The following is a 16,744-nucleotide window of genomic DNA, read 5'->3' as shown; positions in this document are numbered from 1 at the left end:
CCAGCGGGGTTCGCCGTTAGTACCCCGCCGGACGTGGCCACGTCATCGTGAACTGGTCGCCACGCGCCACGTACTTGTAGCGGTGCAGTGCGAACCAGATGGACGCGATGATGTAGAACACCATGATCGACAGAAGCTGCGGTCCGTATCCGAGATACGTGGCGAAGTAGGTTGCCGTGCAAAGCGTCAGCAACATCAGCGCCGGTAGCGGATGGAACGGATGGACGTAGCCGCGGTCGATAACCCCGAGGGGCCATTTCCGCCGGAACTTGATCACGTTGATGGACATGAACGTGTAGCCCAGCAGACCCGACAGGATCGAGAAGGTGATCACCTGGTCCAGAAGTCCGGTGAACGCGAAGGACACCGCGATCGGGATCAGGAACACGATGGACCGGAACGGCGTGCGGTAGCGCGGATGCACCGCACCGAACCAAGTCGGCATGTAGCGGTCACGGCCCATGGAGAACCAGGCGCGCGACGCGTCGTTGATGCAGCCATTGGCCGAAGCGACCGCTGCAAACAGCGTGCCCACGAAGAGCAGCGTCTGAAGCATCGGGCTGCCGGTCATGCGGGCGGTGTCGTAGAGCGGCACCATCGCCTGGCCGAGATACTCCCAAGGCAGCAGGCCGGAGGCCATGAACCAGGTGAGCGAGGCCGCGATCAGAAGGGTGATCATGCCGCACATCGTGCCGAGCGGGATCGAACGTCCCGCGCTGCGCACTTCCTCCGCAGCCTGGCAGGTGCCCTCGATACCGAGGTAGTACCACATGCCAAACTGCAGAGCGGCGACCACGCCGATCCAGCCGTAGGGAAGCCCTGTCAGCAGATCCCCATGGAAGATCGTCACCCCTTCGTTCCACGGCGAAATGCCGAAGAACATCACAATGATCGCGATGAACGCCACCGCGGTGATCAGGAAGTTGACCGAGAGGGTCATCAACACGCCGCGATAGTTCATGAAGGCCAGGATGGCGATTGTCAGAACCACGAACGCTTGAGCGTTGAAGTCCGTCACCCCGCTTTCCTCGGCGAGCTGTGTGAGCAGGTCGCCCACGATCAGCGCATCCGCCGCCTCCAGCATGGTGTAGGCCATCACCAGATACAGACCCACATTGAAGGCCATCAGCGGCCCGATGATGTGCTTGGCTTGGGTGTACTGACCGCCGGCCGCCGCCACCGTCGAGGTGACTTCGGAGTCGATCATCGCGACGCAGGTGTAAAGCAGTCCGATGACCCAGCAGGCGATCAGCGAGCCGAGCGCCCCGCCCTTCGCGACAGAGAAGTTCCAGCCCATATACTCGCCGACCAGAACGATACCGACACCCAGCGCCCACACATGGATGGGGCCGAGTACCTTGAGGAGAAAGAGGCGATCCTTCCCGGATTCAGCTGTAGCTGCCGTGCTCATTTACGGCCCCCTTCCTCTTCTTCCGCTTCCTGCAGAAGTTCGTCCTCGCCCTCGCGGGCACTCATCAGGAAGTCTTCGCCGTAGACCGCGCCGACCCGGATGAGATCGAATAGCATCCAGCCGAGCAGCAGGGCGGAGATGGCCCAGGCCGCGTAGCTGGCGATTGTCCAAATACTCATTTCATCCCCCCTATTTCTGTGTCCGGCCGAAGCGCTCGGCGATGACGTCCCGGTACTCCTTCTCGGAGTATTTCAGGACGAACAGGAAATAGCCGAGGATCACGAGGGCTGTGACGCCCAGCGAGATCGGCTCGATGGAGTAATCGAAGCGTGCGTTGATGAGCTCCGCGGCCTCCTCCGGGCTGTAGCCCAGCTTTTCCCATTGCGCTTGCATCACTTCGTTCTGCTGAAGCGATTGCCAGGTGATCTCGGTCTTTTCAGCCGGCGCCTCGGCCGCGCTTTCGCCACCGCCGAAATTGAACAGCAGCGGGAGCATCAAGCACCCGTAGACCAGGACGATCAGAAAGATGGAGTCGACGAATTGGCCGATGCCTGTCTGCTTCGGCGGAAGATATGCTTTTGCCATTGTGATTACTCCGCGAGCTGACGGTCGAGACGGCCGCTCTTCTTGAGAGCGACGAGAGCGTCTTTGTGGCGGATGTCGATGCCGTAGATGTCTTCCTTGTCATCGGCGTAGTGCCGAAGCATCGCGAAGATCGAGGCGGTATTGAAGATCAGCACAGCGGCGCCGGCGGCGCCGATTGCGATCTTGACGTTCATGTCGTCAACGAATGGCGAGACGGACACGAACACGTAGATGACCGATGCCCACAGAACGACGACGAAGCCAATGGCACATATCTTGTCGATCCTGAATAGGGTATCGATCCGCTCCGATGTGGTGCGGCTCATGGTATTTCCTCCCTTGGTGCGCTCCCAGGCGATTTATTTTTAGCTTTCCCAGGAGGAAATATTATTTCCTGACATTCCTCAACATGTCAATAGGAACCAGGAATTGCAGCGCCGTTAGGCATAACTTGTCTACAAAGCAAGCAATTGCGCCCGGATTTTAGGCGGTGAATTTGCAAGTGTGACGGGATGTTAGCCGGACTTGGCGTGGCAGGGAGGCGTGCCCGGCAGCCGGGATCAGATATCCTGCCCCTCGATCTCGCGGGAGAGGTCCTCAACCGCAAGTCGTGCCGCTTCGAGATAAGGATTGACCTGGAGAGCCCGCCGATACACGGCGAGCGCCGACTCCTTCTGGCCGAGATGCTCCAGCACACGGCCCAGGCCGACGATGGCCTCGTAATGCTTAGGGTCCAGAGCGAGCGTACGCCGCAGATCGGACAACGCCTTGGAGTTCTCTTCCCGCAGGAAATGGACCATGGCCCGCTGATGCCAGGTCTCCGCCGTATCGGGCGAGAGCGAGATGGCGGCGTTGAGGATCTCCAGCGAAAGCTCGTAATCGCCCTCCTGTCCGATCGTCATGGCCCGCTGCAGCAGGAGATCGACTGTCGGGCTGCCCGTGCGCTGCCAGATCGTCTTGATGGCGTCCTGTACCCGCGATGCGGCCTGGGCGTCCGGACTGTTGCTCAGCGCATCGTAAAGCTGATCCAGCATCTGCGCGCGCGCCTGCGGGTTCGCGAAGACGGCGTCGGTATCGATACCGCCAGGCCCGCCCGAGGCGGACGGTCCGGCACCGGGCAAGCCGCCCCGCCCTGGTCCAGGCGGTTGTCCTGCTTCCGCTCCGGGAACCGGAAAGGGTGCGCGGTCGGGTGTCGGCATGAGGGGATCGTCGGCGCTGCGTTCGGCGACCGGCGCTTCCTCCACCCCCCAGCCGGGTTCCCCCGGACCGAGCACGGCGAGCGGCCCCGGCGTCACATTGATCCGGCGCGGCGAAGACGTTGAAGCTTGAATGTCGGGAGATCGAAGAGCCGGCGCGGAGACCGCGTTGGCTGGACCGGCGGCGGCGATGCACCCCAGCGATACGAAACCGGCAATAGTGCCCTGGAGAGCCACCCAGGAGAGCGGCGCCCCCCACCTACAAATGCCCATGAGCGATAGCGTAGGCTTGCGCGCCGGAGTCCGTCAAAGCAAAATCTGACGACACTCCAACGCACATGCGAAGCATCGCGCTCAAAGCCTTAGCCGAGCAGCGAATTGTCTGGTCGGGAAAAGCTGTGGACGCGCTCTAGCCCTGGCGCGCTTTGAACCGCCGGTTGATCTTGTTGATCACGTACAGGCGGCCGCGGCGGCGCACCACACGATTGGCCCGGTGGCGCTTACGCAAGGATCGGATGGAATTCTTGATCTTCATGACCCGAAGCAGTCCGCGGTTTTGAACAATAGGAAAAGCGCCGAAGGCTCTTCGCCCGGCGCTTGAGCGGCGGAACATAAAAAGCCCGGCCCGCCCTGTCAACGGGTCAGGCTGGCCAATCGGCGGCTTTTCGGCTCAGGCGGTCGTCTTTTCGGCCTTGGAACAACCAGGCCGGGACCTCGTTCAGGGTCCGGGGCACCGCCGCAACGGTGTTCCGTCCCCTTTGGTCATGGAGAAACACGGAAGTCAGCGAGAGGCATTATGTGGGTAACGGTCATCGTCGCCATCGGAGCTTTAGTGGTGGTCCTGTCGGCGCATTACTGGACCCTGTGGGGCTTGGCGGCCATCACCCCGAGCGACGATGCCGACAATCACCGGCGCTCGCTTCTGATGCTCATGCTCTTGGTAAGCGCCCATCTTCTCCATATCGTCGGCTACGCGCTGCTGCTCGCCCTGCTGATCGACCAGGGCGGCTGGGGACATTTCGCCAAGGCGGACGCCGATGCGATCGACCTGCTCTATTTCTCGAGTTCCGCCTACACGACCCTCGGCTTCGCCGATGCGACGCCCCAGGGCGACCTCCGGCTGATCAGCGTCTTCGAGGGCCTTGCGGGCTTCATGGCCCTGACCTGGTCGGCGACCTTCGTCTACTCTTCTTTCAAGGCGACGTGGCGCGCGTAGACCCGGAGATTGCGCATGGTCGGCCCTAGGGCTTGGCCATGCCTTTCACGCGGAGCTTCAGCGTGTAGTCGGCCGGGTTCTCGCTGAACTGGAAGAAGGCTTGGCGCGTCGATTGTTGCGGCACGTAGTCGATCGTCGCGCTGCTGTCCTCCACATCCGTGCCGCCCTGCTCCAGGGTCCCGGAGATCTCCACGGCAGCCGCCGTCGAATGCCCGTAATTCTCGACCTCGACCTCCACCAAATAGCCGTCCCTGATCTTTTGGATCTCCGACAGCTGCCGGATCGCAAGCTCGGGCGGACCGTCCGGACGGGCGATGCCGTACCAGACGAGATAGGCGATGGCGGCGGCGACCAGCACAGTCCCGACCGCCGCGACCGCCCATTCCAGATAGGACGTTCCGGTGGGCTGCTGCGTAGCGGGCTGCTTGGTTGCGGATTGCTTGCGAGCCATTAGAGGATCAACCGTGCAAATGCGGCGCCGATCGCGCCTGGAAAGCTGATGACGGCGACGAGGCTCATGATCTCATGGAGCGAAAGCCCGTCGGTCCGGCCGAAGGTCCATAGAAGATAGAGATTGACCAGGGCGACCACGGCGTAACCCACCACCGTGAACCGCACGAAGACGCTGAGGAACGACTCGACCCGGACTTCGGTGCCGGTGAATTCGACCATGTAGACGATGGCGTGGAGCAGAGCGATCGAAAGCACCACGATGATGACCACATGCCAGACAGACATCTGGTAGGCGATCAGTTCCACCTCCTCCGTCGGCGCGATATTCAGCGATAGAAAGAGAGCGCCGACGGCGAGGATCAAGAGCTCGCCCCAATAGGACGATTCCACCTCCTCCATCTTGTCGCGTACCCCGCCGCCGAGCTGATTCTGCGCCAGGATGGCGCCGATGGCCGCCGGAAACATCTGCACCGCGATCTTGCCCATCACCTCGCGCACCGGCATCTCCAATGTGATGAGGTTGAACAGCGCGAGCACGATCACCGCGGAGATCGTGGCCACCGCGATGGCCACGAGGCTGTCGGCGACGTCGTCGAGAATATGCAGGTTGTTGCGGAAACCGCCCAGCCGCGAAAGCCCGGTGAGCATCGGCACCAGAACGAAGAGCAGCAAGGCGAGGCGGAACGGCTCGACGGTGAAGCCGAGCCACCACATCTCCATGGTCATGAGCATGGGGACGGAGAAGATCAGGCGCCCGCGAACGCACGGCCGAGTCCGACCAGGAACTCCCGCGCCGAGCCGTCATCCGGCTCCTCTTCGCGTGACTCGATTCCCTCGCTGCGGCTTGCCAATCGATCTGCCCTTCCATCGCTGGGTTCGGAGGGGTGCCCCCGCCACCACGAATCGCCCAAAAGCCGTACGGCCGGCCAGTTTCACCTAAAACCTCAGTGCCTCAACACAATTCCCGGGCATTACGTTCGCCGGATGCAATAGCGACACGCGACCCCTTCCCGCTTGTGTCCGCGCACGCGGCCGCAACGCCCTATGCTTTGGCCGGCGGCTGCCGGCCGACAAGCGGAGCCGCTGCGCGCGATCTATGTTCGCGAACGAGGCCTCTCGAAACGCCGGAGGACTTTTTATGTGAGGAAATGGTGGGCGGTACTGGGATCGAACCAGTGACCCCTACGATGTCAACGTAGTGCTCTACCGCTGAGCTAACCGCCCGTCCGATACAGGTTCGGGACGGCTTCTATATCGGTTGAACGGTGCCGAAGGCAACCGGCTCTTTTCGCCCCTCGCGAATTCGACCCCAAAATCGGCAGGCAGACCCGTCCTGACGCCTTTGCCGCACGGCCTTCGCCTTGACACCCGTGCCGTGCGATTGAACGCTTGTCTCAGTCGAACAGACGACGGGGAGAGGCCTTATGCATGTCGAAGTGAACGTCCCGATTCCATTTTCCGCCGATGAGGTCTGGAGCCTGGCAGGGGGATTCAACCTGCTCCCGATCCTGAGCAGCGGCTGCCTCGGCAGCGTTCTCGAAGATGGCGGGCGCGTTCGCGTCCTCACCAACACCGACGGCTCGACCCTTTGGGAACGGATGCTGAGCTTCGACGAGAGGAAGAGGACCCTCTCCTACCTCATCACCGACAACAAGAATTTCAAATCCGCCTACGACGTCGGCTATGTCGGCACCGTGAGGATCGTCGACGACGGCGATGGCAATTCCATCTTCAACTACACCGGCGATTTCGAGCCCACTCCGGGCACGTCGCCGGAACAGGCCGAACAAGCGGTTCAGAATTTCGCAAACGATTGCGCGAAAGGGATCGAGCGCGCCCTCAAGGCTCGCAGCCGGTAGGCAACGCGCCGGCCGGATGCCTCAGACCGTCTCGAGGATCCGCTCGACCTCATCCACCAGATCGCGCAGATGGAAGGGCTTGGAAAGGATCTTCGCGTCTTTCGGTGCCTGATTGTCGGGGTTGAGCGCCACGGCGGCGAAACCCGTGATGAACATGATCTTGATGTCCGGATCGAGCTCATTCGCCCGGCGGGCCAGCTCGATGCCATCCATCTCTGGCATCACGATGTCGGTGAGGAGCAGCGTGAAGGGCTCCTCCTTCATACGCTCATACGCCTCGAGCCCGTTGCCGAACGCGACCACGTCGAACCCGGCTTTGTTCAGCGCGTTCACCAGAAAGCGGCGCATGTCCTCGTCATCTTCGGCCAGAAGAATGCGCTGAAGACTGCGCGCCCTCGGATCGTTCGCTACCATCGACTTCCCCCTAAACACATCGCCGAAGAAAAATACGGCTACTCAAGCAAGACGCGACTGCTCAGCGCTTCACTGAATCACCGCCCCGGCCGCAGATTCGAAGGCTCTACACGAAACCGGTAAATGAGCCCTTGCCGTGGCCCGCATGGCACCGGCGGAAAGAATTCGCGAAGGCGAGGCAATCTCCCTAAGCCGGCAGCCGGACGCCTTGCGCACGGCCGCCCCCGATCGCTTAAATCATCGCCGCAATTTCGGTGTCGCACAAGCTATAAGACGCCTAGACAGAACTTGTCCCGGTTGGCAGAGTTTGCCTCACTCCTGCCGTTCGCGTTTCCATCGAGACGGCGCGGACGGATGACAGTTGAGGAATTAGAATGTGCCCCGATGAGGCTGAGACGATCAGGTCGGAGCTGTCACCTGCGTTCGAGGTGATCCAGCCCGCCAATATCGAGCTCCCCTTCATATTCAATTCGCCTCACAGCGGCCGCCGCTACCCGAAGAGCTTTCTCGCCGCCTCGAAGCTGGATCCCGTGACCCTGCGCCGCTCCGAGGACTGCTATGTCGACGAGCTGTTCGATTTCGTCGCGGAGCTCGGCGCGCCGATGCTCATCGCCCATTTCCCCCGTGCCTATCTCGACGTGAACCGGGAGCCTTACGAGCTCGATCCCGTGCTCTTCGGAGATCGCCTGCCCGAATACGCCAACACCCAATCGGTCCGGGTGGTCGGCGGGCTGGGCACCATCGCGCGCATCGTGTCGGAATCGGAAGAGATCTATCGCGAGCCGTTGTCGATCGCCGCGGCCATGGAGCGCATCAACCGCATCTACACGCCTTACCACGAGACCCTGAACAGCCTGCTGCTGGAAGCCAAGACGCGCTTCGGCACCGCGGTCCTCATCGATTGCCACTCCATGCCTTCGACGCCCATGGCCGACAACGACGGCGGCAGGCCAGACTTCGTCCTGGGCGATCGCTACGGTACCTCCTGCCATCCCGCGCTCATGCAGCTCGCCGCCCAGGAGCTACGCGCTCTGGGCTATGCAGTCAGCCTCAACAAGCCCTATGCCGGCGGCTACATCACCGAACATTACGGCTCCCCGGATGAGGGGCGCCACGTGCTGCAGATCGAAATCAACCGCGCGCTCTATATGGATGAGCTGAGTTTCAGAAAGCGGCCGGGCTTCGACCGTTTGCGGTCCGACCTCAAGCAGGTCGTGGAAGCCGTCATGGAATTCCAGGCCGAGTGCGAGGCGCCGTTCCGGGCCCCTCGCGAGGTTCCCAAGGCGGCCGCCGAGTAGCGGCAAAGCCGTGCCGTTCGCTCCCTCAAGACTGCAGACATAAAAAAGGGCCGTTCGAAATAGATCCGAACGGCCCAAGTCTAGGGAGGAAACGCCCAAGGAGGGCAGCGACACAACAAGCGTTATGCCGCGTTGCAACAATATGTCATTGCGACGCACAAAGTGCAAGGTTGCAGACGTCGCAGGTGGCTTTTGCAGAACAGTGATGCAAATGCGCCATACGTTGCGACCGGATTTGTTGGATTTCCGCCATCCCGGCAAACGTCCAGGTCAACGACCCCGTTGATTTCTTGGGGAAAACCGCATCAAGGAGACCTCGTCATCACCTCGACCAAACCCGATTTCGACGCCCTTTTAGCGCAAGCCCACGCCCTTGCGAACCGGGCAAGCTCGGTCATATTGCCGCGTTTCCGTGCAGGCGTCGGAATTGCGCATAAGGGCGGCAGCGACTTCGATCCCGTCACCGAGGCGGACAAGGAAGCCGAGCGCGTCATGCGCGCGCTCATCAACGAGCGCTTCCCTGATCACGGCATCATCGGCGAAGAATTCGGCAGCGAGAACGAAGACGCCGAATATTGCTGGGTGCTCGATCCCATCGACGGCACCCGCGCCTTCATCATGGGCCAGCCGCTTTGGGGGGTCCTCATCGGGCTGGCGAAGGATGGCGCTCCTTATGTCGGCATGATGGAGCAGCCCTTTCTCGGCGAGCGCTTCTGGGCCGCGGACGGCAAGGCCATCTATCGCCGCGGCGAAACCGAAAAGCTCATGCGTACACGCGCCTGCGCAGACCTCGCCGACGCCCTTCTCGGCGCCACAGGGCCCTACATGTTCGAAGAGTGGGAGCTGGCGCGCTTCGACGAGCTGGGAGCCAATGTGCGCCTGAAGCGCTATGGCGGGGACTGCTACAACTACTGCCTGCTCGCCATGGGCGAGGTCGATCTCGTGGTCGAGGCAAGCTTGAACATCTACGACATCCTGCCGCTGATCCCGATCGTGGAAGCTGCCGGCGGCGTGGTCACCACATGGGAAGGCGGCGACCCCGCCCAAGGCGGGCGGATCATCGCCGCGGGCGATCCGGCGCTGCACGAAAAAGCGCTGAGATACCTCAATCCCTAGCCGGGCTTACGCGCTCCGCTTCAGCTTGGCGCCGGGCACGAAAGCATCGAATGCCGCCCAGAATTCTTCGCGGATCGGATCGCGTTCCTGGAGGATCTCGTGCTCGGAGCCCCTGAGCACGATCTGCGAGCCAAGCCTGAACCGGTCGGCGAATGTCTCGATCGCGTCGTTGGAGACGATGCGATCGTTCCCGGCGGCAAGCATGACCACGGGCACCCGCAGCCGGCGCGCAAACGCCTGGTCGTTGATCTCATCCATTGCGCTCATCGCGGCGCGCACCCAGCCGAAGGTCGGCGCCCCCACGGCGAGCTCCGGCGCAGCCTGAGAACCGAAAGATTGCGCGCGAAGCGCTCCGCGTCGCTCGTCAGGATGTTGCCGTCGAAGATCTGGGTTTGGCGATAGACCCTCATGCCGCCCGGCACGGCCAGTCGGCCAAGACCGACCGCCGAAACCAGTGCGGTGGCATTGGCCGTAAAGGCATCCGATACGGGCAGGCCCCGGACACGGATCATGGGCGCCGAGAGCACCATGCGTTCGAACCAGCTGCCCCGCATGGTGGCCGCCTTCAGTGCGATCGCGCCGCCCATGGAATGGGCGAGAACGTAGTAGGGCGGCGGGCAGTCCGGCAGGACCACCTCGCTCATCAGGCGCGAGACATCCGTCTGATAGTCGTCGAAGCTCCGCACATGCCCCTTGAGAGGATTGCGCGCGAGACGCGTCGAGCCCCCCTGCCCCCGCCAGTCGATCGCCACGACGTAGAAGCCGCGGCGGCGCAGATCGCCGACGACCTCGAAATATTTCTCGATATATTCGCTCCGCCCCGGAAAGATGCAGACCGTGCCGTGCCGCTCCTTGAGGCCTGACGGCCAATGGGCGTAACGCACACGGATCGGCTTTCGGAAACGGCGTGGAATCTCCAGCGCATCGACGGTTGCGCCCAGAGGGGCGGGATTCTGTGGGATAGAAACAAGCTCCATCATCGGGTCCGGATCAGCACGCCGCAGCTTGGGCTCTGGCCTCCAAAAAAATTCAATTCGCCAGCGATTTCAGCCGATTAGAAATCTTGACCGGCCGAAGATGCCTTCCCATATCCTTATCGCGCAACGCCTCTGAAGGGTTGCGCTTCCAACCCGTCCGGCTCCCATCAGAGCGGCTCATGGAGATTCGCCTGATCGAGCGGACATCAGCATATCGCTTCTTTAGGAGGATGTGACATGAGACAATTCGATTTGACCCCCCTTTATCGCTCGACCATCGGCTTCGACCGTCTCGGCACGCTGCTCGACCATCTGGGCTCGTTCGAGAACGACGCCCCGAGCTACCCGCCCTACAATATCGAGCGGGTCGCCGAGAACCAGTACCGCATCTCCATGGCGGTCGCCGGCTTCAGCGAGCAGGATCTCAATATCGAGGTGAAAGAGCACGCCCTGAGCGTGCGTGGCGAGAAGCAGGAGGATACGAACGACACCACCTTCCTGCATCGCGGCATCGCGGCCCGCAGCTTCGAGCGGCGCTTCCAGCTTGCCGACCATGTCGAGGTGACGGGCGCCAAGCTCGAGAACGGCCTGCTTCATATCGATCTGAAACGCGAGATTCCCGAAGCCATGAAGCCGCGCACCATCGAGATCACCACCAAGAACGAAACACCCAAGGTGATCGACAGCAAGGCGGCCTAGTCGCCACTGTTGCTGTCCCGACGTCCTGGCGGGCGTCTTAAGCAACAAAAAGGGCGCCACCGCTTGGAGGCGCCCTTCCTTGTTGCAGGTGCTATGGGAGAAAACCTGCTGTAGGAACCGCCGGAAGACACGCTGGACTTTTGTCCCTGGCAGTTCGAACACTGTAGGGGGAGACACTTTACGCGAGTGTTAATGCAAGCCAGTTTTCTCGGCGAGATTTACTCGCAAGAGACCACAGCAAACATCTGAATAAAATACACAATCTGCGCTAGTCTCAATTTGAGATTATTATTTATTGCTCTGCCCACGCACGATTTTGTGCGATCCGCGCGAAACCCTCCTCAACCTTTGGAGGTATTGACGCGGCCAAGAAGCCCCTTCTCTGGTCTCCGGCCCGAAATCGGCTTGTCTGCCGAGGGGAATTCTGTCATTTTGAGGCGGAATAGGACAGGCTTGCTGACCTTTGTGGAACCGCGCCGGACAGTCTGCACCGGCCGGGTCCGGCAGCCGCGATCGCAAACTGAAATCTTTCAGCGTGCTTCCGTCCGGAGGCCGGGTCGACAAGGGGGATCGCCTGAGGCATGGGCCGGGTCTGTTGCGCGATGCGCAGCCTCGGCGTTGACTTATTGGCTGAGCGACACACGTAACTTCAATGCCCCGCAGGCATTTTCGAAATCCGCGAGATGACGCGGAGCCGAGGCGCGGGCCAAACTTCGATGTGGCTATGAAATTCGAGAATTCGCGTATGCGTTCTATCGGCGCGTCCAAGTCTCTAAGTGCGCTTCACTCCGGAAGCGCGTTGGCATCTATCGGTGCGCCTCTCGGCATGCCCCGTGCGCAGGGACTCTATAATCCCGCTCTCGAGCATGACGCCTGCGGCGTGGGCTTCATCGCCGACCTGAAAGGCAAGCCCACCCACAAGACGATCGAATCCGGTCTGCAGCTCCTCGTGAACCTGACCCATCGCGGTGCGGCGGGCGCCGATCCGCGCTTCGGCGACGGCGCCGGCATGCTGCTCCAGATTCCCCATGAGTTCTTCGTCGAGGTCTGCGATTTCGAGCTGCCGGCCCAGGGCGAATACGCCGTCGGCCAGCTCTTCATGCCGGCCAACAAGGCCCAGCGCATCTATTGTGAATCCGTGGTCGAGCGGGCCGTCGAGTCGGAAGGCCTGACCCTGCTCGGCTGGCGCGACGTGCCGACCGACAACGACTGCCTGCCGCCCATCGTCATCGAGACGGAGCCGTTCCACCGCCAGGTCTTCATCGGGAAGGGCGCCGAGCCCTTGGACGATGACGCCTTCGAGCGGAAGATCTATCTGGTCCGCAAGATCATCGCCAACACCATCAACGGCGAGACCGGCGGTCACGACATCGGCTTCTACACCGTCTCCATGTCGTCCCGGACGGTCGTCTACAAGGGCATGTTCCTGGCTTATCAGCTCGGCGCCTACTACGCCGACCTGCATCATCCGAAGATGGCCTCGGCGCTCGCGCTGGTGCATCAGCGCTTCTCGACCAACACCTTCCCGTCCTGGAAGCTGTCTCATCCCTACCGGATGGTCGCCCATAACGGCGAGATCAACACGCTCCGCGGCAACGTCAACTGGATGGCGGCGCGCCAGGCTTCCGTTTCCTCTCCCCTGTTCGGCGAGGACATCCAGAAGCTTTGGCCGATTTCCTATGACGGCCAGTCCGATACCGCCTGTTTCGACAACGCGTTGGAGTTCCTGGTCCAGGGCGGCTACAGCCTGACCCATGCGGCCATGATGCTGATCCCGGAAGCCTGGGCCGGCAACCCGCTCATGGATCAGAAAACCCGCGCCTTCTACGAATACCATGCCTGCATGATGGAGCCGTGGGACGGTCCCGCCGCGGTCGCCTTCACCGATGGCCGCCAGATCGGCGCCACCCTCGACCGCAATGGCCTGCGCCCCGCCCGCTATCTGGTCACCGACGACGGCCTCGTGGTCATGGCGTCGGAGACCGGCGTCCTGCCCGTTCCGGAAGAGAACATCGTCCAGAAGTGGCGTCTCCAGCCCGGCAAGATGCTGCTCATCGATCTGGAGAAGGGCCGCATCGTCTCCGACAAGGAGATCAAGGAGGAGATGACCTCCAGCCATCCTTATCAGGAATGGCTCGACCGCACCCAGATCCACGTTTCCGACCTTCCGGGTCCGAATGGCGGAAACCACCGGCCGAAGACCAATGTCAGCTTGCTCGACCGCCAGCAGACCTTCGGCTTCACCCAGGAAGCCATCAAGTTCCTCATCGCGCCCATGGTCCAAGGCGGCCAGGAAGCGATCGGCTCCATGGGCACCGACACGCCGCTTTCGGCCCTGTCCGACCGGCCCAAGCTGCTGCACACCTATTTCAAGCAGAACTTCGCCCAGGTGACGAACCCGCCGATCGATCCGATCCGCGAGGAGCTCGTCATGTCCCTGGTGAGCTTCATCGGCCCGCGGCCGAACCTGCTCGATCTGGAAGGCACGTCGAAGAACAAGCGTCTCGAGGTGGGCCAGCCGATCCTCACCAACGAGAACCTGGAGCGCATTCGCTGCATCGGCGAGGTTCCGGACAACCATTTCCACACCGCCACGCTCGACATCACCTATCCGGCCGAGAAGGGCGCCGAAGGGATGGAAGAAGCGATCGACGCGCTATGCCAGAAGGCCGAGCAAGCCGTGAAGGCGGGCGAGAACATCATCATTCTCTCCGACCGGGCGGCGAGCGCCAGCCGGATCCCGATTCCTTCGCTGCTGGCCACGAGCGCCGTGCATCATCACCTAATCCGCAACGGCTTGCGCACCTCCGTGGGCCTCGTCGTTGAGACCGGCGAAGCCTATGAGGTGAACCAGTTCTGCACGCTGGCCGGCTACGGCGCGGAGGCGATCAACCCCTATCTGGCCTTCGACACCATCGTCGATATCCTCGACGATCTCGAAGAGGAGCTGACGGCCGAGGAAGCCATCAAGCGCTACGTGAAGGGCATCAACAAGGGCATCCTCAAGGTGATGTCCAAGATGGGCATTTCCACCTATCAGTCCTATTGCGGCGCCCAGATCTTCGACGCGGTCGGCCTGCGCACGGACTTCATCAAGAAATACTTCACCGGCACCCACACCCAGGTGGAAGGCGTCGGCCTGAAGGAGATCGCCCGCGAGACCGTCGAGCGTCATCGCCTCGCCTTCTCCGATGCGCCGGTGCTCAAGAACGCCCTGGAGGTCGGCGGCGAATACGCCTTCCGTATCCGCGGCGAGCAGCATATGTGGCGGCCCGAAGTCGTGGCCGACCTGCAACACGCCGTGCGCGGCAACCTGCCGGAGAAATATCGCAGCTTCGCCGAGCAGGTGAACAAGCAGAACGAGCACCTTCTTACCCTGCGCGGACTGTTCCGCATCCGCTCCGCAGAGGAGCTCGGCCGCAAGCCGGTGCCGCTCGAGGACGTCGAGCCGGCGGAGGAGATCGTCAAGCGCTTCGCAACGGGCGCCATGTCCTACGGCTCCATCAGCCGTGAGGCCCATACAACCCTCGCCATCGCCATGAACCGCATCGGCGGCAAGTCCAACACGGGCGAAGGCGGCGAGGAGACCGATCGCTTCACGCCCATGGAGAACGGCGACTCCATGCGCTCCGCCATCAAGCAGGTCGCTTCGGGCCGCTTTGGCGTGACCACGGAGTATCTGGTCAACGCGGACATGATCCAGATCAAGGTGGCACAGGCGCGAAGCCCGGCGAAGGCGGCCAGCTGCCCGGCCACAAGGTGGATGCGACCATTGCCAAGGTGCGCCACTCGACCCCGGGCGTCGGCCTCATCTCGCCGCCGCCCCACCACGACATCTATTCGATCGAGGATCTGAAGCAGCTCATCTACGATCTCAAGAACACCAACCCGAAAGCCGATATCTCGGTGAAGCTGGTGTCCGAGATCGGCGTCGGCACGGTTGCTGCGGGCGTCGCCAAGGCCAAGGCCGACCACGTGACCATCGCCGGCTTCGAGGGTGGCACGGGTGCGTCCCCGCTCACGTCGATCAAGCATGCCGGCAGCCCGTGGGAGATCGGCCTCGCCGAGACCCAGCAGACCCTCGTGCTCAACGGTCTGCGCAGCCGTATCGCGGTCCAGGTGGACGGCGGTCTGCGGACCGGGCGCGACGTTCTGGTGGGCGCCCTGCTCGGCGCCGACGAGTTCGGCTTCGCGACTGCCCCGCTCATCGCCGTGGGCTGCATCATGATGCGCAAATGCCATCTGAACACCTGCCCGGTCGGCATCGCCACGCAGGACCCGGTCCTGCGCAAGCTGTTCTCCGGCGCGCCCGAGCACGTCATCAACTACTTCTTCTTCATGGCCGAGGAAGTGCGCGAATACATGGCGGCCCTCGGCTTCACCAAGCTCGAGGAGCTGATCGGACGCTCCGAGATCCTCGACAAGAGCGAGGCCATCGACCATTGGAAGGCCCGCGGCCTCGACTTCAGCCGCATCTTCCACAAACCCCAGGTCGGCCCCGAGGTGTCCCTTTCGAACACCGAGCGTCAGGACCACGAGTTGGAAGAGGTGCTGGACCGCAAGTTCATCGAGCTGTCCAAGGACGCGCTCGAGAACCGCAAGCCGGTCAAGCTCGACCTGCCCATCAAGAACATCGACCGCACCGCCGGCGCGATGCTTTCAGGCGAGGTCGCGACCCGCTACGGCCATAAGGGCCTCTCCGAGGACACCATCTGGATCACCTTGCGCGGCTCTGCCGGCCAGAGCTTCGGCGCATGGCTTGCCCACGGCGTGACCCTCGACCTGATCGGCGAAGGCAACGACTATGTCGGCAAGGGTCTCTCCGGCGGACGCATCATCGTCCGGCCGCCGGAAGAGGCGAAGATCGTGCCCGAAGAGTCCATCATCGTCGGCAACACGGTGCTCTATGGCGCCATCACCGGCGAGTGCTACTTCCACGGCGTCGCCGGCGAACGCTTCGGCGTCCGCAATTCCGGCGCCCTGGCGGTGGTCGAAGGCACCGGCGATCACGGCTGCGAATACATGACCGGCGGCGTCGTCGTCGTGCTCGGCGGCACGGGCCGCAACTTCGCGGCGGGCATGTCCGGCGGCGTGGCCTACGTCCTGGACGAGGCAGGCGATTTCGAGCAGCGCTGCAACATGGCCATGGTCGATCTCGAGCCGATCCCGGCGGAGGAGCAATTCAACGCCCAGGATCAGCATCAGATCAACGACATGGAGAGCCACGGCCTCGTCGACCTGACGGACATGACGAAGGACGACGAGAAGCGCCTTCGCCAGCTCATCCAGAACCATCTCCACTACACAGGCTCCAAGCGCGCCCGTCAGATCCTGGAGAACTGGGGAGAGTATCTGCCGAAATTCATCAAGGTGATGCCGGTGGAATACCGCCGGGCCCTGGAAGAGATGGCCGAGGCGCAGGCCGCCGAGGACACTGGCTTGGCCGAGCTCGAAGTCGGCATGCCGGACGCCAAATAGCGCGACATAGGCTGGAACCGCCCCACGTGCCGGCAGGCCGGC

17 protein-coding genes, 1 tRNA gene and 1 pseudogene are annotated in these 16,744 nt (G+C 62.4%); 7 read left to right on the top strand and 12 right to left on the bottom strand.

Going from position 1 to position 16,744, the window contains the following annotated elements; genetic code table 11:
• Positions 1 to 16 precede the first annotated feature (16 nt).
• The 6 genes from A7A08_RS07315 to ykgO form a co-directional block, all read right to left on the bottom strand.
• Complete coding sequence (locus tag A7A08_RS07315; protein WP_069094853.1) at positions 17 to 1,411, bottom strand: APC family permease; 1,395 nt, start codon at positions 1,409 to 1,411, stop codon at positions 17 to 19.
• Positions 1,408 to 1,590, bottom strand: a complete 183-nt coding sequence (locus tag A7A08_RS07310) for a hypothetical protein (RefSeq protein ID WP_069094852.1) — start codon at positions 1,588 to 1,590, stop codon at positions 1,408 to 1,410. The genes A7A08_RS07315 and A7A08_RS07310 overlap by 4 nt, the downstream gene beginning before the upstream one ends.
• A 10-nt stretch (positions 1,591 to 1,600) precedes the next feature.
• Positions 1,601 to 1,996: a hypothetical protein gene (locus A7A08_RS07305; protein ID WP_069094851.1), complete on the bottom strand. Its 396-nt coding sequence runs from the start codon at positions 1,994 to 1,996 to the stop codon at positions 1,601 to 1,603.
• Positions 1,997 to 2,001: 5 nt separating this feature from the next.
• Positions 2,002 to 2,322 carry a hypothetical protein gene (locus A7A08_RS07300; RefSeq protein ID WP_069094850.1) on the bottom strand — a complete coding sequence of 107 codons (321 nt, stop codon included), beginning with the start codon at positions 2,320 to 2,322 and terminating at the stop codon, positions 2,002 to 2,004.
• Between the two features lie 234 nt (positions 2,323 to 2,556).
• Positions 2,557 to 3,465 (bottom strand): tetratricopeptide repeat protein, encoded by a 909-nt coding sequence (locus A7A08_RS15525; protein ID WP_083226547.1) that lies wholly within the window; start codon positions 3,463 to 3,465, stop codon positions 2,557 to 2,559.
• Between the two features lie 136 nt (positions 3,466 to 3,601).
• A complete protein-coding gene (gene ykgO / locus A7A08_RS07290; RefSeq protein WP_069094848.1) occupies positions 3,602 to 3,727 on the bottom strand; it encodes a type B 50S ribosomal protein L36 in 126 nt (41 codons plus the stop codon).
• A 261-nt stretch (positions 3,728 to 3,988) separates the two neighbouring features.
• Between ykgO and A7A08_RS07285 the strand changes: the two genes are divergently transcribed.
• Positions 3,989 to 4,408 (top strand): ion channel, encoded by a 420-nt coding sequence (locus A7A08_RS07285; RefSeq protein ID WP_069094847.1) that lies wholly within the window; start codon positions 3,989 to 3,991, stop codon positions 4,406 to 4,408.
• Between the two features lie 25 nt (positions 4,409 to 4,433).
• On the opposite strand, the gene A7A08_RS07280 is transcribed toward A7A08_RS07285, so the two are convergent.
• From A7A08_RS07280 to A7A08_RS07270, 3 genes are all read right to left on the bottom strand, one after another.
• The gene (locus A7A08_RS07280) at positions 4,434 to 4,859 is read right to left on the bottom strand and encodes a hypothetical protein (protein WP_069094846.1); all 426 of its coding nucleotides are present in this window, start codon (positions 4,857 to 4,859) and stop codon (positions 4,434 to 4,436) included.
• Positions 4,859 to 5,593: a TIGR02587 family membrane protein gene (locus A7A08_RS07275; RefSeq protein ID WP_083226546.1), complete on the bottom strand. Its 735-nt coding sequence runs from the start codon at positions 5,591 to 5,593 to the stop codon at positions 4,859 to 4,861. The genes A7A08_RS07280 and A7A08_RS07275 overlap by 1 nt, the downstream gene beginning before the upstream one ends.
• Positions 5,594 to 6,010: 417 nt before the next feature.
• Positions 6,011 to 6,085: transfer RNA gene (locus A7A08_RS07270), tRNA-Val, on the bottom strand.
• 200 nt (positions 6,086 to 6,285) lie between these two features.
• Here A7A08_RS07270 and A7A08_RS07265 point away from each other — a divergent pair.
• A complete protein-coding gene (locus A7A08_RS07265; RefSeq protein WP_069094845.1) occupies positions 6,286 to 6,720 on the top strand; it encodes an SRPBCC family protein in 435 nt (144 codons plus the stop codon).
• A gap of 21 nt (positions 6,721 to 6,741) precedes the next feature.
• Here A7A08_RS07265 and cpdR read toward each other — a convergent pair whose 3' ends face one another.
• Positions 6,742 to 7,134, bottom strand: a complete 393-nt coding sequence (gene cpdR, locus A7A08_RS07260) for a cell cycle two-component system response regulator CpdR (RefSeq protein ID WP_069094844.1) — start codon at positions 7,132 to 7,134, stop codon at positions 6,742 to 6,744.
• A 374-nt stretch (positions 7,135 to 7,508) separates the two neighbouring features.
• On the opposite strand from cpdR, the gene A7A08_RS07255 reads away from it, so the two are divergent.
• Positions 7,509 to 8,432 carry an N-formylglutamate amidohydrolase gene (locus A7A08_RS07255; protein ID WP_069094843.1) on the top strand — a complete coding sequence of 308 codons (924 nt, stop codon included), beginning with the start codon at positions 7,509 to 7,511 and terminating at the stop codon, positions 8,430 to 8,432.
• A 321-nt stretch (positions 8,433 to 8,753) separates the two neighbouring features.
• Positions 8,754 to 9,548: a histidinol-phosphatase gene (gene hisN, locus A7A08_RS07250; protein WP_069095062.1), complete on the top strand. Its 795-nt coding sequence runs from the start codon at positions 8,754 to 8,756 to the stop codon at positions 9,546 to 9,548.
• 6 nt (positions 9,549 to 9,554) lie between these two features.
• Here hisN and A7A08_RS17310 read toward each other — a convergent pair whose 3' ends face one another.
• Positions 9,555 to 9,815 carry an alpha/beta hydrolase gene (locus A7A08_RS17310; protein WP_342586633.1) on the bottom strand — a complete coding sequence of 87 codons (261 nt, stop codon included), beginning with the start codon at positions 9,813 to 9,815 and terminating at the stop codon, positions 9,555 to 9,557.
• The gene (locus A7A08_RS17305) at positions 9,812 to 10,432 is read right to left on the bottom strand and encodes an alpha/beta fold hydrolase (RefSeq protein ID WP_342586632.1); all 621 of its coding nucleotides are present in this window, start codon (positions 10,430 to 10,432) and stop codon (positions 9,812 to 9,814) included. Before A7A08_RS17305 ends, A7A08_RS17310 begins: the two co-directional genes overlap by 4 nt.
• Positions 10,433 to 10,762: 330 nt before the next feature.
• Here A7A08_RS17305 and A7A08_RS07240 point away from each other — a divergent pair, with 330 nt between their 5' ends.
• The 3 genes and pseudogenes from A7A08_RS07240 (at position 10,763) to A7A08_RS17580 (ending at position 16,702) form a co-directional block, all read left to right on the top strand.
• The gene (locus A7A08_RS07240; protein ID WP_069094842.1) at positions 10,763 to 11,224 is read left to right on the top strand and encodes an Hsp20 family protein; all 462 of its coding nucleotides are present in this window, start codon (positions 10,763 to 10,765) and stop codon (positions 11,222 to 11,224) included.
• A 652-nt stretch (positions 11,225 to 11,876) separates the two neighbouring features.
• Positions 11,877 to 15,544 (top strand): annotated as a pseudogene (gene gltB, locus A7A08_RS07235) (glutamate synthase large subunit); the annotation flags it as partial.
• A gap of 18 nt (positions 15,545 to 15,562) precedes the next feature.
• Complete coding sequence (locus tag A7A08_RS17580; protein WP_425349005.1) at positions 15,563 to 16,702, top strand: GltB/FmdC/FwdC-like GXGXG domain-containing protein; 1,140 nt, start codon at positions 15,563 to 15,565, stop codon at positions 16,700 to 16,702.
• Positions 16,703 to 16,744 lie beyond the last annotated feature (42 nt).

The sequence above is a fragment of the Methyloligella halotolerans genome, from assembly GCF_001708935.1.
GTDB classification, from domain to species: domain Bacteria; phylum Pseudomonadota; class Alphaproteobacteria; order Rhizobiales; family Methyloligellaceae; genus Methyloligella; species Methyloligella halotolerans.
The sequence above is the reverse complement of the archived record's forward strand: the minus strand, read 5'-3'. Positions and strand labels throughout refer to the sequence as shown.